Source organism: Streptomyces sp. NPDC004327, from assembly GCF_042873935.1.
In the GTDB taxonomy this organism is placed as follows: Bacteria; Actinomycetota; Actinomycetes; order Streptomycetales; family Streptomycetaceae; genus Streptomyces.
Window position 1 is genome coordinate 278,620 of record NZ_JBIAME010000002.1, and the last position, 23,002, is coordinate 301,621.

General features: G+C 72.7%; 17 protein-coding genes. 11 read left to right on the forward strand and 6 right to left on the reverse strand.

Annotated elements, in window-relative coordinates; all coding sequences use genetic code 11:
- Positions 1-34 precede the first annotated feature (34 nt).
- Positions 35-1,072, reverse strand: coding sequence for a LacI family DNA-binding transcriptional regulator (locus tag ACFYU9_RS07350; protein WP_389343419.1), 1,038 nt, complete (start codon positions 1,070-1,072; stop codon positions 35-37).
- Positions 1,073-1,255: 183 nt separating this feature from the next.
- Here ACFYU9_RS07350 and ACFYU9_RS07355 point away from each other — a divergent pair, with 183 nt between their 5' ends.
- From ACFYU9_RS07355 to ACFYU9_RS07375, 5 genes are all read left to right on the forward strand, one after another.
- Entirely contained in the window at positions 1,256-2,413 is a 1,158-nt protein-coding gene (locus tag ACFYU9_RS07355; RefSeq protein WP_389343422.1) for a Gfo/Idh/MocA family protein, read from the forward strand.
- A complete protein-coding gene (locus ACFYU9_RS07360) occupies positions 2,410-3,564 on the forward strand; it encodes a dihydrodipicolinate synthase family protein (protein ID WP_389343425.1) in 1,155 nt (384 codons plus the stop codon). Before ACFYU9_RS07355 ends, ACFYU9_RS07360 begins: the two co-directional genes overlap by 4 nt.
- Before the next feature lie 26 nt (positions 3,565-3,590).
- Positions 3,591-4,364 (forward strand): sugar phosphate isomerase/epimerase family protein, encoded by a 774-nt coding sequence (locus ACFYU9_RS07365; RefSeq protein ID WP_389344130.1) that lies wholly within the window; start codon positions 3,591-3,593, stop codon positions 4,362-4,364.
- A gap of 116 nt (positions 4,365-4,480) precedes the next feature.
- On the forward strand, positions 4,481-6,709 hold the full coding sequence (locus tag ACFYU9_RS07370; protein WP_389343428.1) for an ATP-dependent RecD-like DNA helicase: 2,229 nt from the start codon (positions 4,481-4,483) through the stop codon (positions 6,707-6,709).
- 452 nt (positions 6,710-7,161) lie between these two features.
- Positions 7,162-8,451, forward strand: coding sequence for a citrate synthase (locus ACFYU9_RS07375; RefSeq protein WP_389206360.1), 1,290 nt, complete (start codon positions 7,162-7,164; stop codon positions 8,449-8,451).
- A 378-nt stretch (positions 8,452-8,829) separates the two neighbouring features.
- Here ACFYU9_RS07375 and ACFYU9_RS07380 read toward each other — a convergent pair whose 3' ends face one another.
- Together ACFYU9_RS07380 and ACFYU9_RS07385 are read right to left on the reverse strand one after the other, a co-directional pair.
- Complete coding sequence (locus ACFYU9_RS07380) at positions 8,830-11,055, reverse strand: heavy metal translocating P-type ATPase (protein ID WP_389343431.1); 2,226 nt, start codon at positions 11,053-11,055, stop codon at positions 8,830-8,832.
- A gap of 98 nt (positions 11,056-11,153) precedes the next feature.
- Positions 11,154-11,390: a heavy-metal-associated domain-containing protein gene (locus tag ACFYU9_RS07385; RefSeq protein WP_389206357.1), complete on the reverse strand. Its 237-nt coding sequence runs from the start codon at positions 11,388-11,390 to the stop codon at positions 11,154-11,156.
- A 170-nt stretch (positions 11,391-11,560) separates the two neighbouring features.
- Between ACFYU9_RS07385 and ACFYU9_RS07390 the strand changes: the two genes are divergently transcribed.
- Positions 11,561-12,787 (forward strand): cation:proton antiporter, encoded by a 1,227-nt coding sequence (locus tag ACFYU9_RS07390; RefSeq protein WP_389343434.1) that lies wholly within the window; start codon positions 11,561-11,563, stop codon positions 12,785-12,787.
- Here the strand turns inward: ACFYU9_RS07390 and ACFYU9_RS07395 are convergent.
- A complete protein-coding gene (locus ACFYU9_RS07395) occupies positions 12,765-13,490 on the reverse strand; it encodes a TetR/AcrR family transcriptional regulator (protein WP_389343437.1) in 726 nt (241 codons plus the stop codon). The two genes, ACFYU9_RS07390 and ACFYU9_RS07395, sit on opposite strands and share 23 nt — an antisense overlap.
- Positions 13,491-13,659: 169 nt before the next feature.
- On the opposite strand from ACFYU9_RS07395, the gene ACFYU9_RS07400 reads away from it, so the two are divergent.
- Positions 13,660-15,948 (forward strand): MMPL family transporter, encoded by a 2,289-nt coding sequence (locus tag ACFYU9_RS07400; protein ID WP_389206351.1) that lies wholly within the window; start codon positions 13,660-13,662, stop codon positions 15,946-15,948.
- A gap of 136 nt (positions 15,949-16,084) precedes the next feature.
- Here ACFYU9_RS07400 and ACFYU9_RS07405 read toward each other — a convergent pair whose 3' ends face one another.
- Together ACFYU9_RS07405 and ACFYU9_RS07410 are read right to left on the reverse strand one after the other, a co-directional pair.
- Positions 16,085-16,276, reverse strand: coding sequence for a helix-turn-helix transcriptional regulator (locus tag ACFYU9_RS07405; RefSeq protein WP_389206349.1), 192 nt, complete (start codon positions 16,274-16,276; stop codon positions 16,085-16,087).
- A gap of 246 nt (positions 16,277-16,522) precedes the next feature.
- Entirely contained in the window at positions 16,523-17,440 is a 918-nt protein-coding gene (locus ACFYU9_RS07410; RefSeq protein ID WP_389206347.1) for a sugar phosphate isomerase/epimerase family protein, read from the reverse strand.
- 147 nt (positions 17,441-17,587) lie between these two features.
- Here ACFYU9_RS07410 and iolC point away from each other — a divergent pair, with 147 nt between their 5' ends.
- Genes iolC through mmsA form a run of 4 tightly spaced genes read left to right on the forward strand, consistent with a single transcriptional unit; the run spans position 17,588 to position 22,881 of the window.
- Positions 17,588-18,640 carry a 5-dehydro-2-deoxygluconokinase gene (iolC, locus tag ACFYU9_RS07415; RefSeq protein ID WP_389343440.1) on the forward strand — a complete coding sequence of 351 codons (1,053 nt, stop codon included), beginning with the start codon at positions 17,588-17,590 and terminating at the stop codon, positions 18,638-18,640.
- A gap of 29 nt (positions 18,641-18,669) precedes the next feature.
- Positions 18,670-19,488, forward strand: coding sequence for a 5-deoxy-glucuronate isomerase (gene iolB / locus ACFYU9_RS07420; RefSeq protein WP_389206343.1), 819 nt, complete (start codon positions 18,670-18,672; stop codon positions 19,486-19,488).
- Positions 19,485-21,356 (forward strand): 3D-(3,5/4)-trihydroxycyclohexane-1,2-dione acylhydrolase (decyclizing), encoded by a 1,872-nt coding sequence (gene iolD, locus ACFYU9_RS07425; RefSeq protein WP_389343443.1) that lies wholly within the window; start codon positions 19,485-19,487, stop codon positions 21,354-21,356. Before iolB ends, iolD begins: the two co-directional genes overlap by 4 nt.
- Before the next feature lie 22 nt (positions 21,357-21,378).
- On the forward strand, positions 21,379-22,881 hold the full coding sequence (mmsA, locus tag ACFYU9_RS07430; protein ID WP_389206339.1) for a CoA-acylating methylmalonate-semialdehyde dehydrogenase: 1,503 nt from the start codon (positions 21,379-21,381) through the stop codon (positions 22,879-22,881).
- Positions 22,882-23,002: the final 121 nt, after the last annotated feature.

Here is a 23,002-nt window from a genome sequence, read left to right on the forward strand (position 1 = left end):
CTGATCACTCGGATGCGGCGTCGCCGACCCCGCGTCACCCCCGCGGCGCCGCCGTCGACCCCCGCACCACCAGCTCCGCCGGGATCGTCGCCACACCGTCCGCCGGCGCCGTCTCCGCGCCGAGCGCGAGCCGCCCGGCGCGGGCCCCCGCCTCGTGCAGCGGCAGTCGTACGGTCGTCAGCGCGGGCACCACGTCGACGGAGAACGGCAGGTCGTCGAAGCCGGCCACCGAGACGTCCTCGGGGATGCTCAGGCCCCGCTCGCGCAGCGCCGCGCAGACGCCGAGGGCGACGGTGTCGTTGGCGGCGACGACGGCGGTCAGGTCGGGGGCGCGGCGCAGGAGTTCGGCGGTCGCGGTGTGGCCGGAGGCACGGTCGTACGGGCCGTGGACCGTGGGCCCCTCGGGCACCCCGGCCGCGGCGAGGGCCGCCCGGTGGCCCTCCAGGCGGTGCCGGGTGGTGGTGCGGTCGGCCGGCCCCGCCACGTAACCGATCCGCCGGTGACCGAGGGCCAGCAGGTGCTCGGTGAGCAGGCGCGCCCCGGCGCGGTTGTCGAAGGCGAGCGTGGCGGCGGCGACGTCGGGCACGGGCGGCCGGCCGCACAGCACCACCCGGGTCCCGGCCTCGGCGAGCCGTGCCAGCTTGGCCGCGACCGCCGCCTGGTGCTCGTCGTCCTCCAGGGAGCCGCCGGTGAGGATGACAGCGGCGGCGCGCTGGCGCTGGAGCAGGGTGAGGTAGGTGAGTTCGCGCTCGGGGGAACCGCCGGTGTTGCAGACGACGGCGAGCTTCTCGCCCCCGGCGAGTCCGCGGGCGCCCATCGCGCCCTGCGCCGCGCCCGCCATGATCCCGAAGAACGGGTCGGCGATGTCGTTGACGAGGATGCCGACGAGGTCGGAGGTGGCGGCGGCGAGCGAGCTCGCGGGGCCGTTGGGGACGTAGTCCAGCTCGTCGACCGCGGTCATCACCCGCTCGCGGGTGGCGGCGGCGACCGGGTAGTTGCCGTTGAGGACGCGGGAGACGGTCGCGGGGGAGACCCGAGCGCGGGCGGCCACGTCCGCCAGGGTGACGGTCATCGCGTGCGTACCTCCGGGGCCCGGGGCCCTTGTCGACGGTGATGTCGGCAGGCTAGCGTCACCGTCGACAGAAAGCGCTTTCTACGGTGCTTTCCACCGTGCTTTCTCCCGCGCCTTCTCGCGTCCTTTCCCTCGCGTCTTCTCTCCCCTCCGCCCCGCCCGCCGAACGAGAGGAACACCTCCGTGACCCGCAGGACAGTCCGCATCGCCATGAACGGCGTCACCGGACGCATGGGCCACCGCCAGCACCTCGTCCGCTCGATCCTCGCCCTGCGCGAGCAGGGCGGCCTCGACCTCGGCGACGGCGAGATCCTCTGGCCCGAGCCGGTCCTCGTCGGCCGCCGCGAGCACGCCCTGCGCGCCCTCGCCGAGCGGCACGGCCTCACCGAGTGGTCCACCGACCTCGACGCCGTCCTCGCCGACGACACCGTCCAGGTCTACTTCGACGCCCAGGTCACCTCCGCCCGCGTCGACGCGATCAAGAAGGCCATCGCCGCCGGCAAGCACGTCTACACCGAGAAGCCCACGGCAGCGGACCTGGCCGGCGCCCTCGAACTCGCCCGCCTCGCCGAGGCGAAGGGCATCCGCCACGGTGTCGTCCAGGACAAGCTGTTCCTGCCGGGCCTGCGCAAGCTCAAGCGGCTGATCGACGGCGGCTTCTTCGGCGAGATCCTGTCCGTGCGCGGCGAGTTCGGCTACTGGGTCTTCGAGGGGGACTGGCAGCCGGCCCAGCGCCCCAGCTGGAACTACCGCGCCGAGGACGGCGGCGGCATCGTCCTCGACATGTTCCCGCACTGGGAGTACGTGCTCCACGAGCTCTTCGGCCGCGTCACCTCCGTCACCGCCACCGTCGCCACCCACGTCCCGCGCCGCCGGGACGAACAGGGCGAGCCCTACGAGGCCACGGCCGACGACGCCGCGTACGGCACCTTCCAGCTGGCGAGCGGAGCCGTCGCCCAGATCAACTCCTCCTGGGCGGTACGGGTCCACCGCGACGAACTCGTCGAGTTCCAGGTCGACGGCACCCACGGCTCCGCCGTCGCCGGACTGCGCGGCTGCCGCGTCCAGCACCGCTCCGCCACGCCCAAGCCGGTCTGGAACCCGGACCTGCCGCTCGGCACCGGGCCGTCCTTCCGCGACCAGTGGCAGGAGGTGCCCGACAACGACGCGTTCGACAACGGCTTCAAGGCGCAGTGGGAACTCTTCCTGCGCCACGTCGCGCTCGGCGAGCCGTACCACTGGGACCTGCTCGCGGGCGCGCGCGGCGTCCAACTCGCCGAGCTCGGACTGCGGTCGGCGGCCGAGGGCCGCCGGATCGAGGTCCCGGAGGTGACGCTGTGATCACCCTTCCCGGACCGGGCGGACGACTGCGCGCCCACACGCCCCGCACCGATCCCCTCACGCTCCCCGCGGCCGGCGGCCCACCGGCCTCCCGCACCGTCTTCGCCGCCGCGCACGTCGTCGCCGACCCGTACGCCGACACCACCCCCGACGGCCCCGCCGCCGTCGACTGGGACACCACCCTCGCCTTCCGCCGCCACCTGTGGTCGCACGGCCTCGGCGTCGCCGAGGCGATGGACACCGCGCAGCGCGGGATGGGCCTTTCGTGGGCGGGCGCGGCCGAGCTGATCCGCCGCTCGGCCGCCGAGGCGAAGGCGATGGGCGGCCGGATCGCCTGCGGGGCCGGCACCGACCAGCTGACCGCCCCCGCCACGCTGCCGGAGATCCTCGCCGCCTACGAGGAGCAGCTCGCCGTCGTCGAGGAGTCGGGCGCCCAGGCGATCCTCATGGCCTCGCGCGCCCTCGCGGCGACGGCGACCGGGCCCGAGGACTACCTGGAGGTGTACGGGCAGCTGCTGCGCCAGGCGGCCGAGCCGGTGATCCTGCACTGGCTGGGACCGATGTTCGACCCGGCCCTGGAGGGCTACTGGGGCACGACGGACCTGGACGCGGCGACGGACGTGTTCCTGGAGGTGATCGCGGCCCACCCGGACAAGGTCGACGGCATCAAGGTGTCGCTGCTCGACGCGGGACGCGAGGCCGCGCTGCGCCGCCGGCTGCCCGACGGGGTCCGCTGCTACACGGGCGACGACTTCCACTACCCGGAGCTGATGGCCGGCGACGACGGCGGCTTCAGCCACGCGCTGCTCGGCGTCTTCGACCCGCTGGGCCCGCTCGCGGCACACGCGGTGCGGGTTCTCGACACGGGCGACACGGCCGGCTTCCGCGCCCTCCTCGACCCGACGGTCGCGCTCTCCCGGCACCTCTTCGAGACCCCGACCCGCTTCTACAAGACCGGCGTCGTCCTCCTCGCCTGGCTCGCCGGCCACCAGGACCACTTCGCGATGGTCGGCGGCCTCCAGTCCGCCCGCTCCCTCCCGCACCTCGCCCGGGCGTACGAACTCGCCGACGGACTCGGCCTGTTCCCGGACCCGGCGCTCGCGGAGGCCCGGATGCGATCCCTGCTCACGGTGTACGGAGTGCCCCGGTGAACCCCGACCGCTTCAGCATCAACCAGATGACCGTCAAGCGGCTCCCGCTGCCCGACCTGGTCGCCCACTGCGTCCGGCTCGGCATCCCGGGCGTCGGCCTGTGGCGCGAACCCGTGCGGGAGTACGGCGTCGAGGCCGCCGCCGCGCTCGTGCGCGACGCCGGGCTCACCGTCACCACCCTGTGCCGCGGCGGCTTCTTCACGAGCGAGGGGTGGGAGGCGGAGAACCGCGCGGCGATCCATGAGGCCGCCACCCTCGGCACCGACACCCTCGTCCTCGTCTCCGGCGGACTCCCGCCCGGCAGCCGCGACCTGCCCGCGGCCCGCGCCCGCATCGCCGACGCGATCGCCGCCCTCGCCCCCTACGCCGCCGCGCGCGGCATCCGCCTCGCCATCGAGCCCCTCCACCCCATGTTCGCCGCCGACCGCTGCGCGGTCTCCACCCTCGACCAGGCCCTGGACATCGCGTCCCGCTTCCCGGCCGACGTGGTCGGCGTCGTCGTCGACACCTACCACCTCTGGTGGGACGACCGCGCCCCGGCCGCCGTCGCCCGCGCCGGCGCCGAGTACCGCATCCACTCCTTCCAACTGGCCGACTGGATCACCCCGTTGCCGGCGGGCGTGCTCAACGGCCGGGGCAGGCTCGGGACGGGCTCGATCGACCTGGCCGCGTGGTGCGCGCTGGTGGAGAAGGCGGGCTACACGGGCCCGGTGGAGGTCGAGCTCTTCAACGAGGAGCTGTGGGCGAGGGACGGCGCCGAGGTCCTGGAGGAGACGCTGGAGGCGTACACGAGGGTGTGAGGGCCTCCCGGGTCGCCCACAGCCCGGGATCCCTGGTTGTCCACAGCCCGGGACGGTCTCCGCGGTCGTCCACAGCCCGCGCCCGCGTTGTCCGACCTCTTCGCTACCGTCGTCGCATGTCCAGTCTCGCAGTGGTCGAAGGGGTCCTGGAGCGGATCACCTACGCCAACGAGGAGAGCGGGTACACGGTCGCCCGCGTCGACACCGGCCGTGGTTCCGGCGAGTTGCTCACCGTCGTCGGGGCGCTGCTCGGCGCCCAGCCGGGGGAGTCGCTGCGGATGGAGGGGCGTTGGGGGTCGCATCCGCAGTACGGACGGCAGTTCACCTGCGAGAACTACACGACCGTGCTGCCCGCCACCGTGCAGGGCATCCGCCGCTATCTGGGCTCGGGCCTGATCAAGGGCATCGGGCCGCGGATCGCGGAGCGGATCGTGGACCACTTCGGCACGGACACGCTCGACGTCATCGAGACCGAGCCCCGGCGGCTCGTCGAGGTGCCCGGGCTCGGGCCCAAGCGGACCCAGCTGATCGGCGCGGCCTGGGAGGAGCAGAAGGCGATCAAGGAGGTGATGGTCTTCCTGCAAGGGGTGGGGGTGTCGACGTCCATCGCCGTGCGGATCTACAAGAAGTACGGGGACGCCTCGGTCTCCGTCGTGCGGAACCACCCCTACCGGCTCGCCGCCGACGTCGTGGGCATCGGCTTCCTCACCGCGGACCGCATCGCCCAGGCCGTCGGCATCCCGCACGACAGCCCGGACCGGGTGCGGGCCGGCCTCCAGTACGCCCTCTCCCAGTCCGCCGACCAGGGGCACTGCTTCCTGCCCGAGGAGCGGCTCATCTCGGACGCGGTCAAGCTGCTCCAGGTCGACACGGGCCTGGTCATCGAGTGCCTGGGGGAGCTCGCCGAGGATCCGGAGGGCGTCGTACGGGAGAAGGTGCCCGGCCCGGAGGGGCTGCCGGTCACCGGCGTGTTCCTGATCCCGTTCCACCGCGCCGAGCTGTCGCTGGCCGGGCAGATCCGCCGGCTGCTCACCGCCGAGGAGGACCGGATGCCCGGCTTCCGGGACGTGGCCTGGGACAAGGCGCTGGCCTGGCTCGCGGACCGTACGGGCGCCTCGCTGGCGCCGGAGCAGGAGGAGGCGGTGCGGCTCGCCCTGACCCGCAAGGTCGCGGTGCTGACCGGCGGGCCGGGCTGCGGCAAGTCGTTCACGGTCCGGTCGATCGTGGAGCTGGCCCGGGCCAAGCGGGCCAAGGTGGTGCTCGCCGCGCCCACCGGCCGGGCGGCCAAGCGGCTGGCGGAGCTGACCGGGGCCGAGGCGTCGACGGTGCACCGGCTCCTGGAGCTGAAGCCGGGCGGCGACGCGGCCTACGACCGGGACCGGCCGCTCGACGCCGACCTGGTCGTCGTCGACGAGGCCTCGATGCTGGACCTGCTGCTCGCGAACAAGCTGGTCAAGGCGGTGGCGCCGGGCGCCCATCTGCTTCTGGTGGGGGACGTGGACCAGCTGCCGTCGGTCGGCGCCGGCGAGGTGCTCGGCGATCTGCTCGCCCCGGGCAGCCCGGTCCCGGCGGTGCGGCTGACCCGGATCTTCCGGCAGGCGCAGCAGTCCGGCGTGGTCACCAACGCGCACCGGATCAACGCGGGCCTGCCGCCCGTCACCACCGGCCTGCCGGACTTCTTCCTCTTCGCCGAGGAGGAGACCGAGGACGCCGCGCGGATGGCGGTGGAGGTCGCCGCCCGCCGGATTCCCGCCAAATTCGGCCTCGACCCGCGCCGGGACGTGCAGGTCCTCGCACCCATGCACCGCGGCCCCGCCGGCGCCGGCTCGCTCAACGGACTGCTCCAGCAGGCGATCACCCCGGCCCGCCCGGACCTCCCCGAGAAGCGCTTCGGCGGCCGGGTCTTCCGCGTCGGCGACAAGGTCACCCAGATCCGCAACAACTACGAGAAGGGCGCCAACGGCGTCTTCAACGGCACGGTGGGCGTGGTGACCGCCCTGGACACCGTCGAGCAGCGGCTCGTCGTCCGCACGGACGAGGACGAGGAGGTGCCGTACGACTTCGACGAGCTGGACGAGCTGGCCCATGCCTACGCTGTGACCATCCACCGCTCGCAGGGCAGCGAGTACCCGGCCGTGGTGATCCCGGTCACCACCAGCGCCTGGATGATGCTCCAGCGCAATCTCCTCTACACGGCCGTCACCCGCGCCCGGAAGCTCGTGGTCCTCGTCGGATCGCGCCGCGCGATCGCCCAGGCGGTGCGCACGGTTTCGGCCGGGCGCCGCTTCACCGCACTGGCCCATCGGCTCACTGGGGGCACTCTGGTGTCAACTTCTCGGCCCTGAGGGAGGACCAGCGGTCCAGGCTGCACTCGTGGGCCTTGGCCCAACTCGGCGCCTTCGTCGCGTACAAGGCACGCTCGACGTCCTCCCTGGCCGAGCCGAAGAGGTCCGGCGTTCCGCCGCTTCAGTTCCTTGGTGTGCGCCACCTCGGACACCCGGTTCGCCGCCCGGTCGCAGGCGCGCAGGGTCGCTGCCGGCACATCCGCGTCATGAGCGGACGCAGGCAGCAATTACACCTGTGCGACGAACTTCACACAGAGCAAGCGAAACAGGTGAAAGATCACAGAGGACTTCCGGAACCGGGGCGAAGGGGGCAGTATGAGCAGGTTGGCGGCACTGAGTGCCGCCAAATGGTCCAATGGTCGACCCCGAGTGCACTCTCCTGAGCCAAATGGGGGATGGTAGAGACAGTCAGGGCACCTCGAAGAAGAGGCACTACGTCGGTGAGGGATGACGTGAGCGACAACTCTGTAGTACTGCGGTACGCGGACGGTGAATACACCTACCCGGTGGTCGAGAGCACCGTCGGTGACAAGGGCTTCGACATCGGGAAGCTCCGGGCCCAGACCGGTCTGGTCACCCTGGACAGCGGATACGGCAACACCGCCGCCTATAAGTCCGCCATCACCTACCTCGATGGCGAGCAGGGCATTCTGCGGTACCGCGGCTACCCCATCGAGCAGCTGGCCGAGCAGTCCACCTTCCTGGAGGTGGCGTACCTGCTGATCAACGGTGAGCTGCCGAAGGCGGACGAGCTCACCACGTTCCAGAACGAGATCACCCAGCACACGCTGGTCCACGAGGACGTCAAGAACTTCTTCCGCGGCTTCCCGCGGGACGCCCACCCGATGGCGATGCTGTCCTCCGTGGTCTCCGCGCTGTCCACCTTCTACCAGGACAGCCACAACCCGTTCGACGAGAAGCAGCGTCACCTCTCCACGATCCGGCTGCTCGCCAAGCTGCCGACGATCGCGGCCTACGCGTACAAGAAGTCGATCGGTCACCCGTTCGTCTACCCGCGTAACGACCTCGGCTACGTCGAGAACTTCCTGCGCATGACCTTCTCGGTCCCGGCCCAGGAGTACGACCTGGACCCGGTCGTGGTCTCGGCGCTCGACAAGCTGCTGATCCTGCACGCGGACCACGAGCAGAACTGTTCGACGTCCACCGTCCGCCTGGTCGGCTCCTCGCAGGCGAACATGTTCGCCTCGATCTCCGCCGGCATCTCGGCCCTGTGGGGCCCGCTGCACGGTGGCGCCAACCAGTCCGTCCTGGAGATGCTCGAAGGCATCCAGGCCAACGGTGGCGATGTCGACTCCTTCATCCGCAAGGTGAAGAACAAGGAGGACGGCGTCCGCCTGATGGGCTTCGGCCACCGGGTGTACAAGTCCTTCGACCCGCGCGCCAAGATCATCAAGGCGGCGGCGCACGACGTCCTGTCGGCCCTCGGCAAGTCCGACGAGCTGCTCGACATCGCGCTCAAGCTGGAGGAGCACGCGCTCTCCGACGACTACTTCGTCTCGCGCAACCTGTACCCGAACGTGGACTTCTACACGGGTCTGATCTACCGCGCGATGGGCTTCCCGACCGAGATGTTCACGGTCCTCTTCGCCCTCGGCCGCCTTCCGGGCTGGATCGCCCAGTGGCACGAGATGATCAAGGAGCCGGGCTCCCGCATCGGCCGCCCGCGCCAGATCTACACCGGCGTCGTCGAGCGCGACTTCGTCCCGGTCGAGGCCCGCTGACCCGAGGCCACCGCACTGCCGTGAGCGCACGGCAGTCAGTGCACCGCAGTAAGCGGAAGCGCCCCGCCGCCGATCCCCCCACGGGTCGACGAACGGGGCGCTTCCCATATCCCCGGTGCGGATTCCCCCCACGGGATCCGGGCCGGGCGCCGTGCGGCGCGGTCTGCCGGGGTACGTACGGGAGGGCCGCTCAAAGCTCCCCGGTGCACGTGCCCCGGCCGCGCTTGCCTGGGACGTCCCCCAAGACATCCCATGAACGTCCCCCAAGACGTTCTTGGCATCGCCCACTTAGACTCGCGAACGGCCCAGATGGTTACCCCCAAATATCTGTGATCTAGATCTCTTTGTGAAGGTCCTGTGAGTCACGTGTAGGTCAATTCACGAGAAGCGGCGCAGCCGCAGGCTGTTGGTCACCACGAACACGGACGAAAGGGCCATCGCGGCGCCGGCGATCATCGGGTTGAGCAGCCCGGCCGCCGCCAGCGGCAGCGCGGCCACGTTGTAGCCGAAGGCCCAGCCCAGGTTCCCCTTGATCGTCGCGAGGGTCCGCCGGGACAGCCGGATGGCGTCCGCCGCGACCCGCAGGTCCCCGCGCACCAGCGTGAGGTCGCTCGCCTCGATGGCCGCGTCCGTGCCGGTGCCCATCGCCAGGCCGAGATCGGCGGTGGCGAGCGCGGCGGCGTCGTTCACGCCGTCGCCGACCATGGCGACCGTGCGCCCCTCGGTCTGCAGCCGCCTGACCACGGCCACCTTGTCCTGCGGCAGCACCTCGGCGATCACCTCGTCGATGCCGACCTCCGCCGCCACCCGCTCGGCGACCGGCCGGGCGTCCCCGGTGAGCAGGACGGGCCGCAGGCCCAGGCCGCGCAGCCGGGCGACCGCCTCCGCGCTGGTCTCCTTGACCGCGTCGGCGACCGCCAGGGTCCCGCGGGCCCGCCCGTCCCAGGCGACGTGCACCAGGCCCGGGGCGGCCTGCCCGGGCACCTCGATGCCGTCGGCCGTGAGCAGCGCGGCCCGCCCGACGAGCACCAGGTGCCCGTCGACGGAGCCGCGCACCCCGAGCCCGGGCACGTTCTCGAAGGTCTTCGGTACGGGCAGCTCGCCGACCTTCGCGGCGGCGCCGGCCGAGATCGCCCGGGCGACCGGGTGCTCGGAGGCGTGTTCCAGGGCGCCCGCGAGCCGCAGCAGCTCCGCCTCGTCCGTACCGCCGGAGCCGTACGCGCCGCCGTACACGTGCACGCCGGCCAGCTCCATCCGGCCGGTGGTGACCGTGCCGGTCTTGTCGAGGACGACGGTGTCGACGCGACGGGTGGACTCCAGGACCTCGGGGCCCTTGATGAGGATGCCGAGCTGGGCCCCGCGGCCGGTGCCGACCATGAGGGCGGTCGGGGTGGCGAGGCCGAGGGCGCAGGGGCAGGCGATGATCAGGACGGCGACGGCGGCCGTGAAGGCGGCGGTGGTGTCGCTGGTGACCAGGAGCCAGGTGACGAGCGTGCCGAGCGCGAGGAGGATCACGGCCGGCACGAAGACGGCGGAGATCCGGTCGGCGAGCCGCTGCACCTCGGCCTTGCCGTTCTGGGCGTCCTCGACGAGCGCCGCCATGCGGGCCAGCTGGGTGTCGGCGCCGACCCGGGTGGCCTCGACGACGAGCCGGCCGGAGGTGTTGACGCAGCCGCCGGTGACGGCGTCGCCCGGCAGCACGTCGACGGGCGCGGACTCGCCGGTGAGCATGGACGCGTCGACGGCGGAGGCGCCCTCGGTGACGGTGCCGTCGGTGGCGATCTTCTCCCCGGGGCGTACGACGAAGCGGTCGCCGACCGCCAGCTCGCCGACCGGGATCCGGGCCTCCCCGCCGTCCCGCAGGACGGCCACGTCCTTGGCGCCGAGCCGCAGCAGGGCGTGCAGGGCGGCGCCGGCCTTGCGCTTGGCGCGGGCCTCCAGACAGCGGCCGAGGAGGATGAAGGTGACGACGCCGGCGGCGACCTCCAGGTAGATCGTGGAGGAGGCGTGGTCGCGGGAGGCGGTGAGGTCGAAGGTGTGCCGCATGCCGGGCATGCCGGCGTCGCCGAGGAAGAGCGCCCACAGCGACCAGCCGAAGGCGGCGAGCGTGCCGACCGAGACCAGGGTGTCCATGGTGGCGGCGCCGTGCTTCAGGTTGGTCCAGGCGGTGCGGTGGAAGGGCAGCCCGCCCCAGACCACGACGGGTGCGGCGAGGGTGAGCGACAGCCACTGCCAGTTGTCGAACTGGAGGGCCGGGACCATCGCGAGCAGGACGACGGGCAGGGCGAGGACGGCGGAGACGGTGAGCCGCTGCCGCAGCGAGGCGAGCTCGGGGTCCTGCTCCGGCTCCTCTTCCGCGGAGGGCTCGGGCCGCGGCGGCGGAGGTTCCTCGGCGGTGTAGCCGGTCCGCACCACGGTGGCGATCAGTTCGTGGACCGAGACCTCCGCCGGGTGTTCGACCCGGGCCTTCTCGGTGGCGAAGTTGACGGTGGCCGCCACCCCGTCCATCCGGTTGAGCTTCTTCTCGACGCGGGCCGCGCAGGAGGCGCAGGTCATCCCGCCGATCGTCAGCTCGGTGACCGTGTCGGGCGCGGAGGTGGTCATGGGCGGTTCCAAACGGGAGCAGGGCCGTACGTAGTCACCGTACGGCCCTGCGGGGGCGCCGCGGGAACGCCCCGTGCGCGCGTTCCCGGGTGTGCTCGCTAGGAGGCGAGGCCGACGAGCTCGTAGCCGGCCTCGTCGACGGCGGCGGCGACGGCCTGCTCGTCGAGCGGGGCGGCGGAGACGACGGTGACCTTGCCGGTCGCGGCGACGGCCGTGACCGAGGAGACGCCGGCGATCTCGGAGATCTCACTGGACACCGCGCCCTCGCAGTGGCCGCAGGTCATGCCCTTGACCTCGTAGACGGTGGTGAGTTCGGTCTTCGTCTCGGCGGTCATCGAGTTCTCCTCTTCGAGGCGTGCGCGTCTTCGGGGTGCGTGGTCCCGCGCTCTGCGGGTCCGTACGCCGTCCTACCATCCCACTGTACCCCCAGGGGGTATTCGTGCGCCCTGTGACCCTCGTCGCGCCGCTCGTGAGGGCAGGGGGACCCCTGTGATATTCACCCCTTATGTCGCATTCGGGGACGCACTCCGGGACCACCCTGATCCTCATCATGACGGTCGCCGTCCTGGCGCCGCTGCTCGCCTACGCGGTCGGCCGCCGGATCCCCGTCCCGCTCGTCATCTTCGAGATCCTGCTCGGCATCGTCATCGGCCCGGACGTCCTCGACTGGGCCCGGCCCGGCGAACTCGTCGACGGGCTCTCCCAGCTCGGCCTCGCCATGCTGATCTTCCTCGCGGGGTACGAGATCGAGTTCGGCAAGGTCCGCGGCGACACCCTGCGGCGCTCGGTGTGGGCCTGGCTGGCCGCCCTGGTGCTCGGCCTCGCCGCCGGCGTGCTGCTCGGCGGCGGCTACGACAAGGGTGTGTTCATCGACGTCGCCCTCACCAGCACCGCGCTCGGCACCGTCCTGCCCGTGCTGCGCGACGCCGGCGACCTGCACGGCCGCTTCGGCACGGTGGTCATGGCCTTCGGCGCCGTCGGCGAGTTCGGGCCGATCATCGCCATGGCGCTGCTGCTCAGCGGCCGCAAGCCGGCCCAGTCCACCGCCCTGCTCGCCGTCTTCGCCGCGCTCACCGCGGCCGCCGTCTACTGGGCGCTGCGCCCGCGGCCGCCCTGGTTCTCCCGGATCATCGCCCGCACCCTGCACACCAGCGCCCAGTTCGCGGTCCGCTTCGTCTTCCTGCTGCTCGCCCTGATGCTGGGCGCCTCGCAGGCGCTCGGGCTCGACGTGCTGCTCGGCGCCTTCGCCGCCGGCCTGATCACCCGGCTGCTGCTCACCGGGGCCGCCCCGGAGAGCGGGCCGGAGATCCTGGAGAAGGTCGAGGCCGTGGGCTTCGGCTTCCTCGTGCCCGTCTTCTTCGTCGTCACGGGCATCGAGTTCGACCTCGACTCGCTGCTCGCGGGCGGCCGCACGCTGCTGCTCCTGCCGCTCTTCCTGGTGCTGTTCCTGGTGGTGCGGGGCGGGCCGGTGTGGTTCCTCGCGCCGCGCGACCTCGGCCGGCGCGACCGCGGCGCGCTCGTCCTCTACGGCTCCACGGCGCTGCCGCTCGTCGTCGCCATCACCACCATCGGCGTCGACGACAAGGTGCTGACGGCGGGCGAGGCGGCGGCGCTCGTGGGGGCCGGGATGGTGTCGGTGCTCGCGTTCCCGCTCCTGGCGATGCGGCTGCGGGCGGGGGCGGGGGCCGCCGTGCCCGAGCCGGAGCGGATCACGGGCTCGGAGTCGTGGTGAGCTGCTGCGGGGGTTGCTGGGACTGCGGGGGCTGGTGGGAATGCGAGGGCTGGTGGGGTTGGGAGGGCTGGTGGGGTTGTCCCTCGGCCTCGGCGAGGAGCGGGCCGAGGTAGCGCAGCAGGACCGTCTTCAGCTCGGTGATCACCGCCTGCCGCTCCGGGCCCTCGGGTGCGGCCAGGACGAGCGCGAGCCCCGCCTTCACGATGGCGAAGATCATATCGGCGATCCGGGCGCGCTCGGCGGGCTCGCTGCCGGGCAGGTAGTGAGTCATCAGATCGCCGGCCGCGGCCAGCATCTGGGCGTGCAGGGCGTCGTGCTCTTCGGCGATCCGGCCAGGGATCTCGGAGCCGTGCATGAGTGCGAGGAAGACCGGGTTCTGGCAGTTGAACTCGATCAGAGGGTCGAGGACGGCGTCGACGAGCTCGGGGAGCGGCAGTCCCAGGTTCGCGGGAGTGAAGGCCTGGCCGTGGGCCGCGCGCATCTCGGCGAGCAGCCGGTCGCCCAGTTCGAGGGCGATCGCCTCCTTGTTCGGGAAGTACTGGTAGAGCGTGCCCGGCGAGACGCTCGCCTCCCGGGCGATCGCGTTGGTGCTCGCCGCCGTGTAGCCCTTCGCGCAGAAGACGTCCGCGGCGGCCTGGAGCAGCTGCGCGATGCGGCGCTCGCCGCGGGCCTGGCGGCGGCGCGGCTTCGGTTCCTCGGACATGGCTGTCCCCAGCCTCTCTGAACGCGATTGACAAACACGAGAGGTTGCTCGCATTCTTGAAAAACGCGAGCGATCACTCGTGTTTGCCAGTCTATGGGTAATGGTCGGGCAATGGGCGACCCCTGCACGGTCTGTCTGCACGGGGTCAAGGTGAAGGGGACACCGCGTCATGGCCGAAGTCAAGAAAGCGCTGCCCACGGGGGGTGGGTCCGGATCCGAGGGCACCGGGCCCGGGTCCGCGCCGGGTGGCCCCGGCGGCTGGACGAGGTTCGTCACGGCCCGCCCGCGCCTCTCGCTCCTGCTCGCGCTCGTGGTCACGGCCCTCGCGGTGTTCGCCGGCAGCGGGGTCGCCGACCGGATGGGCAGCGGCGGCTGGGAGGACCCGGACGCCCAGTCCACGTCCGCGATCAGGGTCCTGGAGCGCGAGTTCCCCGCCTCCCAGCCCAATGTGCTGCTGCTCGTCGACGCTGGCCCGGCCGGCGTCGACTCGCCGGCCGTCGCCGCCGAGGCCCGCCGGCTCGCCCAGCGGCTCGACGCCGAGCCGGGCGTCGCCGGCACCGGCTCCTACTGGCAGACCGGCTCCCCGGCGCTGCGCTCCAAGGACGGCCGCCAGGCCGTCATAGCCGCCCGGATCGACGGCGAGGAGAAGGCCGCCGGCGCGGTCCTGGAGCGCATCGCACCCGAGTTCCGCGGCACCCACGGACCCGTGCGGGTCTCCGTCGGCGGCCCGCTCGCCGTCCGCCACGAGATGCAGACGCTCATCCAGGAGGACCTGCTGCGGGCCGAGGTCATCGCCCTGCCGCTCACCCTCGTGCTGCTCGTCATGGTCTTCGGCAGCGCCGTCGCCGCCCTGCTGCCGCTCGGCATCGGCGTCGTCGCCATCCTCGGCACCAACGCGGTGCTGCGCGGCCTCACCGAGCTCACCGACGTCTCCGTCTTCGCCCTGAACCTCACCACCGCCCTCGGTCTCGGACTCGCCATCGACTACGCCCTGTTCGTGGTCCGGCGCTTCCGTGAAGAGCTGGCCGGCGGAGCCGCCCCGGCGGCGGCCGTCGCCATCACCCTGCGCACCGCCGGGCGGACCGTGCTTTTCTCCGCCCTGACCGTCGCCGTCTCGCTCGCCGCCATGCTGGTCTTCCCGCAGTACTTCCTCCGCTCCTTCGCCTACGCCGGCATCGCCGTCGTCCTGCTCGCCGCCGCGGCCGCCCTGATCCTGCTGCCGGCCGCGCTGCTCCTCCTCGGCGACCGGGTCAACGCCCTCGACCTGCGCCGGCTCTTCCGCCGGAAGACCGGCCGGGGCCCCGAGGCCGCCGAGGCCGGGGCGGGCTGGGGGCGGGCGGCGGGCCTCGTGATGCGGCGCGCGCCCTGGTTCGCCGTCGCCACCGCCACAGGGCTGGTGCTGCTCGGACTGCCCTTCCTCGGCGTCACCTTCGGCACCGCCGACGACCGCCAGCTCCCGTCCACCGCCGAGTCCCGGGTCGTCCAGGACCAGCTCCGCGACGGCTTCCCCGGCAACCCGGGCGGCGTGCTCACCGTGCTCGCCGAGGGCCGGGCCACCGCCGGCCAGTACGCCGACTACCGGCAGCGGATCGCCCGGCTCGACGGCGTCGCCCGCGTCGACGGGCCGGTGACCGCCCCGGCCGGCGAGCCCGCCCGCGCCTACTTCACGGTCGTCCCCGACGGCGAGAGCGTCGGCGCCGGGGCCCAGCGGGTGGTCGGCGAACTGCGCGCCGAGCCCGCCCCGTTCGACACCGCCGTCACCGGCGCCGCCGCCGTCCTCGTCGACTCCAAGGACGCCATAGGCGAGCGGCTGCCCTGGGCGGCCGGCATCATCGCCGTCGTCACCCTCGTCCTGGTCTTCCTGCTCACCGGCAGCGCCCTCATCCCGCTCCAGGCCGTCGTGCTCAACGCGCTCAGCCTGACCGCCATGTTCGGCGCCGTCGTCTGGGTCTTCCAGGACGGCCATCTCTCCGGACTGCTCGGCTTCACCGCGACCGGCGACATCGAGACCACGCTGCCCGTCCTGATGTTCTGCGTGGCCTTCGGACTCTCCATGGACTACGGGGTGTTCCTCCTCTCCCGCATCAAGGAGGAGTACGACGCCACCGGCGACCACGAGCACGCCGTCCGCTTCGGACTGAGCCGCACCGGCGGACTGATCACCGCGGCCGCCGTCATCCTGGCCGTCGTGATGGTCGCCATCGGCACCTCCCGGGTCACCAACACCAAGATGCTCGGCCTCGGGGTCGCCCTCGCCGTCCTCATGGACGCCATGGTGGTGCGCAGCCTGCTCGTCCCGTCCGTCATGAAGCTGACCGGCCGCCTCACCTGGTGGGCCCCCGGGCCGCTGCGCCGCCTCCACGACCGCTTCGGCATCAGCGAGGGCGGCGACGGCGGCGACGAGCGGGGGATATCCGGGGCGCCGCGGCCCGAGCGGGAGCCCGAGCCCGTCGGCTAGGGCCAGTCCGGCGGATCATGGCCGGGGCCGGGGCCGGGGCCGCGCCGCGTGGCGCCCTGCATGCACCGCACCGGACCGCCCTGCGCGCACCGCGCCCGACGCCGCGGCCTGCCGGCCCTGATCCGCCGGACAGGCCTTAGCGGCCCCGGTTCCCCGGCCGGTTGGCGACCCAGGTGCGGATGGTGTCCGCGTACCAGTAGGGCTTGCCCGACTCGACGTGGTCGGGCGCCGGGAGCAGCCCGTGCTTCCGGTAGGAGCGGACCGTGTCCGGCTGCACCTTGATGTGCGCGGCGATGTCCTTGTACGACCAGAGCCTTCTGTCCGTCATGCGTGGCACCTCTCCTGCGTGTCCGGCGGCGACGGCGCGGGGGCGCCGTCGGGGGAGTCGCCGGACGTCACGGGTGATCACCGGCGGCCTGCCGGTGATCACTGAGCCTGTGCCCCGGGAGACGGCCCCTTCGACAGGAGGGGACCGGCTGTCGAGCGCCTGTGACGGAAAACCCGCGTAACGGAGACATGTGTGACGAAGTGGCCATGGATGTCACGAAAGTGACACATCACTCACCAGGGGGTGTCAGTAGCCGCAGGAGCGGAGGAAGCGGCGGGTGCGCTCGGCGATCGGGTAGGGCCGGTCCGGGTCGCACGGGTACATGTCCTGCTCGACGATCGCGAACAGCTCGACGTCCAGGGCCCGCGCGGCGGCGAGCACCGGCTCCAGGGCCGGGATCCCGGACGGCGGCTCGCACATCACCCCGCCGGCCACCGCCGGGCCGAACGGCACCTCGTCGGCGACGACCCGGGCGAGCACCTGCGGGTCGACCTGCTTGAGGTGCAGATAGCCGATCCGCTCGCCGTAGGTCTCGATCAGCTTGACGCTGTCGCCGCCGCAGTAGGCGTAGTGCCCGGTGTCCAGGCAGAGCGAGACCAGGCCGGGGTCGGTGGCGTCGAGGAAGCGGGTGACGTTCTCCTCGCTGTCGAGATGGGTGTCGGCGTGCGGGTGGACGACGATCCGCAGGCCGTAGCGCTCCCGCACCTCGTGTCCCAGCCGCTCGGTCAGGCGGGTCAGATGCCGCCACTGCCCGGCGTCGAGGACACGGTCCTCCAGCACCTCGCCGGTGCGGTCGTCGCGCCAGAAGGAGGGGATCACGACCAGGTGCTCGGCGCCCATGGCCTGGGCGAGGGCGGCGTTCTCGGCCACATGTCCCCAGGTCCGCTCCCACACGTCGGGCCCGTGGTGCAGCCCGGTGAACACGGTCGCGGCCGACACCCGCAGCCCCCGGTGCGCGGTCTCCTCCGCGAGGACGGCCGGATCGGTGGGCAGATAGCCGTACGGGCCGAGCTCGATCCACGCGTAGCCGGCGCCCGCCACCTCGTCGAGGAACCGCTGCCACGGCACCTGCCGGGGATCGTCGGGGAACCACACCCCCCAGGAGTCGGGGGCGGAACCCACGCGGATACGGGACGGCGGCGACGGGTTCGTCGGGTTCGTCATGAATGCCACCTTGGGACGGACACCGGAGGGCGTCAAGACGTCGTCCGCCGGGCCGTCCGAATGTCCGGACATGTCGTTGACACCGCCCGGGGCCGTGGATAGACCTGGGGCGTGGGCCCGGGGGGCCGTGGCGAGAGGTGACGTGGCATGGCGGCCGAGCCGTACGACCAGCCGTTCGACCTGATCACGATGGGCCGGCTCGGGGTGGACCTCTATCCGCTGCGCGTCGGCGTGGAGCTGGCCCGGGCAGAGACCTTCGGGAAGTTCCTCGGCGGCTCGCCGGCCAACGTCGCCGTCGCCGCCGCCCGCCTGGGCCGCCGCACCGCGCTGGTCAGCCGCACCGGCGCCGACCCCTTCGGCACGTACCTGCACCGCGAACTGCGGGCGTTCGGGGTGGACGACCGCTGGGTGACCGACGTCGCGGCCTACCCGACGCCGCTCACCTTCTGCGAGATCTTCCCGCCCGACCACTTCCCGATCCACTTCTACCGCCACCCCAAGGCCCCCGACCTGGAGATCCACCCCGGTGAGCTGGACCTGCCGGCCCTGCGGACCGCCCGCGCCTTCTGGATGACCGGCACCGGGCTGAGCGCCGAGCCCAGCCGCTCCGCCACCCTCGCCGCGCTGCGCGAGCGGGCCGCGCACGCCGCCGCGCCGGCGCTCACCGTCTTCGACCTGGACTGGCGGCCCACCCTCTGGGACGGCGACACGCCCGCCGACGCGGCCCGGCCGCTCTACAGGGAGGCGCTGCGGCACGCCACGGTCGCCGTCGGCAACGTCGAGGAGTGCGCGATCGCCACCGGAGAGCACGAGCCGCACGCCGCGGCCCGCGCCCTGCTCGCCGCCGGTGTCCGCCTCGCCGTCGTCAAACAGGGCCCCAAGGGCGTCCTCGCCCTCGCCGCCGACGGCACCGCCGCCGAGGTCCCGCCGCTGCCCGTCGACGTCGTCAACGGGCTCGGCGCCGGCGACGCGTTCGGCGGCGCGCTCGTCCACGGCCTGCTCGCCGGCTGGGACCTGGAGCGGGTGCTGCGCCACGCCAACGCGGCCGGCGCGATCGTCGCCGGCCGGCTCGCCTGCTCCTCCGCGATGCCCCACGAGGCGGAGATCGCCCTCGCCCTGGACACCGGCACCGGGGCGGTCCCCGAGAACCCCGGAGCCGGCGACCCCGAGATCACCCCGAACTCCGACCGGAGCCGGTGAGGGGGACGGACAACGGGTAGGCACAGATCATGGAAGCGACACCGCACCCCTACCTCCCGTCCGGGACCGCCGCCCGCGGCCCGTACGCCGTCGACATCGAGCCGGTGCTGGCCGGCTGGACGCACACGTCGCTGCGCGTGCTCGACCTGCCGCCCGGCGGGACCCACGAGTTCGAGTCAGGGAACAGCGAATGGGTGGTGCTTCCGCTGTCCGGGGGCGGTACGGTGCGCGCAGACGGGGAAATCCTCGAACTCGTGGGCCGCGCGAGCGTGTTCGACGGGGTCTCGGACTTCGCCTATGTGCCCAGGGACGCCCACGCCCAGATCGCCTCCGGTGCGGGAGGCCGCTTCGCTTTGGCAGGAGCGAAGTGCGAGCGACGACTCCCCGCCCGCTACGGCCCCGCGCCGGAGGTTCCCGTCGAGACCCGCGGGAGCGGCAACCGCACCCGCGAGGTGCGGAACTTCGCCGCGGCCGGCGGCTTCGACTGCGACCGGCTGATCGCCGTCGAGGTGATCACCCCCGGCGGCAACTGGTCCTCCTACCCGCCGCACAAGCACGACGAGCACCGCCCGGGCGAGGAGTCCGTCCTGGAGGAGATCTACTACTACGAGGTCCAGGGCCCGCACGGCTACGGCTACCAGCGGATCACCCCGTCCCGCCCCGGCGGCACCGAGCTGCTCGCCGAGGTCCGCACCGGCGACACCGTCCTCGTCCCCGACGGCTGGCACGGCCCGTCGATCGCCCAGCCCGGCCACGACCTCTACTACCTGAACGTCATGGCGGGCCCCGGTCCCGAGCGCGCGTGGCGCATCAGCTTCCACCCCGACCACACGGAGGGATACGCGTGAGCGTCCGGCTGACCGTCGCCCAGGCCCTGGTGCGCTTCCTCGCCGCGCAGCACACCGAGCGCGACGGCGTGCGCCGCCGCCTGATCACCGCCACCTGGGGCATCTTCGGCCACGGCAACGTCGCCGGAATCGGCCAGGCGCTCGTCGAGCACGCCGCGCTCATGCCGTACCACCAGGGACGCAACGAACAGGCCATGGTGCACGCGGCCGTCGGCTACGCCCGCCAGTCGAACCGGCTCCGGACGCACGCCGTCACCACCTCCATCGGCCCCGGCGCCACCAACCTCGTCACCGGCGCCGCCCTCGCCACGATCAACAGGATCCCCGTCCTGCTGCTGCCCGGCGACACCTTCGCCACCCGCCCCGCCGACCCCGTCCTCCAGCAGCTCCAGGTCCCCTACGCCGGCGACGTCTCCGTCAACGACTGCCTGCGGCCCGTCTCCCGGTACTTCGACCGGATCGTCCGCCCCGAGGCCCTGATCCCGGCCGCCCTCGAAGCGGTGCGGGTCCTCACCGACCCCGCCGAGACCGGCGCCGTCACCCTCGCCCTGCCGCAGGACGTGCAGGCCGAGGCCCACGACTGGCCCGAGGAGTTCCTCGCCGAGCGGACCTGGCGGGTGCGCCGCCCGCCGCCGGACGAGGACGAACTGGACGCGGCGGCGGCGGCCATCGGCCGGGCCGGCCGTCCGCTGATCGTCGCCGGCGGCGGCGTCAAGTACAGCGGCGCCGAGGAGGCGCTGTCCGACTTCGCCGCGCGGACCGGCATCCCGGTCGCCTCCACCCAGGCCGGCAAGGGAGCGCTGCCCCACGACCACCCCCAGGACCTGGGCGGCATCGGCCACACCGGCACCGCCGCCGCCGACCACCTGGCCCGCACCGCCGACCTGGTGATCGGCGTCGGCACCCGCTGGAGCGACTTCACCACCGCGTCCTCGACCCTGTTCGGCCACCCGGGCGTACGGTTCGTCAACCTCAACGTCGCCGCCTTCGACAGCCACAGACTGTCGGCGCTCCCGCTGGTCGCGGACGCCCGCGAGGGCCTGGAGCAGCTCCACGTGCTGCTGGAACAGCACCACGTCCCCGCGCACTACGTCCACGAGTACGCCGAGGAGAAGCTTCGCTGGGCCGCCCGCGTCGACTCCGCCTACGCCGCCGAGAGCGAGGACGCCCGCCCCACCCAGGCCCAGGTGCTCGGCGCACTCGACACTCTGGTCACCCCCGACGACATCCTGATCAACGCGGCCGGCTCGCTCCCCGGCGACCTCCACAAGCTGTGGCGGGCCCGCTCCTCGGACCAGTACCACGTCGAGTACGGCTACTCCTGCATGGGATACGAGATCCCGGCGGCCATCGGCGTCGCCCTCGCCGCGCCGGGCCGGCCCGTCTGGGCGCTCGTCGGCGACGGTACGTATCTGATGAACCCCACCGAAATCGTCACCGCGGTGCAGGAGCGGCTGCCGATCAAGGTGGTCGTCCTGCAGAACCACGGGTACGCCTCGATCGGCGGCCTGTCGGAGGCGGTGGGCGCCGAGCGCTACGGCACCGACTACCGCTTCCGCGCCGAGGACGGCTCGTTCACCGGCCCGCCGCTCCCCGTCGACCTGGCCGCCAACGCCGCCTCCCTCGGCATGCGGGTGCTGCGCGCCCGCACCGTGCGTGACCTGCGGGAAGCCCTCGCGCAAGCGCGGGAGGCGACGGTTCCCACATGTGTCTACGTCGAGACCGAAACGGCAGACAGTGTGTCGGGCCCGCCCCCGGCCCAGGCGTGGTGGGATGTGCCCGTGGCCGAGACCTCGACCCGACCGTCGGCGGTCAAGGCCCGCGAGGAGTACGACCGGCACGTCACCGCCCGACGCCGCCACCTGTAGCAGCCAGAAGGAGCATTCCGTCATGACGAAGACCGTCAACCACTGGATCGGTGGCAAGAGCGTCGAGGGCACGTCGGGCAACTGGGGCCCGGTCACCGACCCGGCCACCGGCGCCGTCACCACGCAGGTGGCGCTCGCCTCCGTCGAGGAGGTCGACGCGGCCGTCGGCGCCGCCAAGGCCGCCTTCGCGACGTGGGGCACCTCCTCGCTGGCCCAGCGCACCACGATCCTCTTCCGCTTCCGCGCGCTGCTCGACGCCAACCGCGACGCCATCGCCGAGCTGATCGTCGCCGAGCACGGCAAGGTGCACTCGGACGCGCTCGGCGAGGTCGCCCGCGGCCTGGAGATCGTCGACCTGGCCTGCGGCATCACCACCCAGCTCAAGGGCGAGCTGTCCACCCAGGTGTCCAACCGGGTGGACGTGGCCGCGATCCGCCAGCCGGTGGGTGTCGTCGCCGGCATCACCCCGTTCAACTTCCCGGCCATGGTGCCGATGTGGATGTTCCCCATCGCCATCGCCTGCGGCAACACCTTCGTCCTCAAGCCGAGCGAGAAGGACCCGTCGGCGTCCCTGAAGATCGCCGAGCTGCTCGCCGAGGCGGGCCTGCCGGACGGCGTCTTCAACGTCCTGCACGGTGACAAGGTGGCCGTGGACCGGCTCCTGGAGCACCCGGACGTCTCCGCCGTCTCCTTCGTCGGCTCGACCCCGATCGCCCGCTACATCCACACCACCGCCTCCGCCAACGGCAAGCGCGTCCAGGCGCTCGGCGGCGCCAAGAACCACATGCTGGTGCTGCCCGACGCCGACCTCGACGCGGCCGCCGACGCGGCGGTCTCGGCGGCGTACGGCTCGGCCGGCGAGCGCTGCATGGCGATCTCCGCGGTCGTCGCGGTCGGCGCGATCGGCGACGAGCTGGTCCAGAAGATCCGCGAGCGCGCCGAGAAGATCAAGATCGGCCCCGGCAACGACCCGACCTCCGAGATGGGCCCGCTCATCACGGCCGTCCACCGCGACAAGGTCGCCTCCTACGTGCACGGCGCGGCGGCCGAGGGCTGCGAGGTCGTCCTCGACGGCACCGGCTACACCGTCGAGGGTCACGAGGACGGCCACTGGATCGGCCTGTCCCTCCTGGACCACGTCCCGACCACCGCCAAGGCGTACCAGGACGAGATCTTCGGCCCGGTCCTGTGCGTGCTGCGCGCCGAGACCTACGAGGAGGGCGTGGCGCTCATCAACGCCTCGCCGTTCGGCAACGGCACCGCCATCTTCACCCGCGACGGCGGCGCCGCCCGCCGCTTCCAGCTGGAGATCGAGGCGGGCATGGTCGGCGTGAACGTGCCGATCCCGGTGCCGGTGGGCTACCACTCCTTCGGCGGCTGGAAGGACTCGCTCTTCGGCGACCACCACGTCTACGGCAACGACGGCGTGCACTTCTACACCCGCGGCAAGGTCGTCACCACCCGCTGGCCCGACCCGTCCGAGGCCCCGGCCGGCGTGGACCTGGGCTTCCCGCGCAACCACTGATCCCACCCGCGGCCCGCTCGCACCCGGCCCGCACGCACCGGCCCGCACGGCATGTCCGCCGTGCGGGCCGTCCGCTTGCGCCATCCGACTGCAGTGCGTGCTCGTCACGACCGGTCGGCGT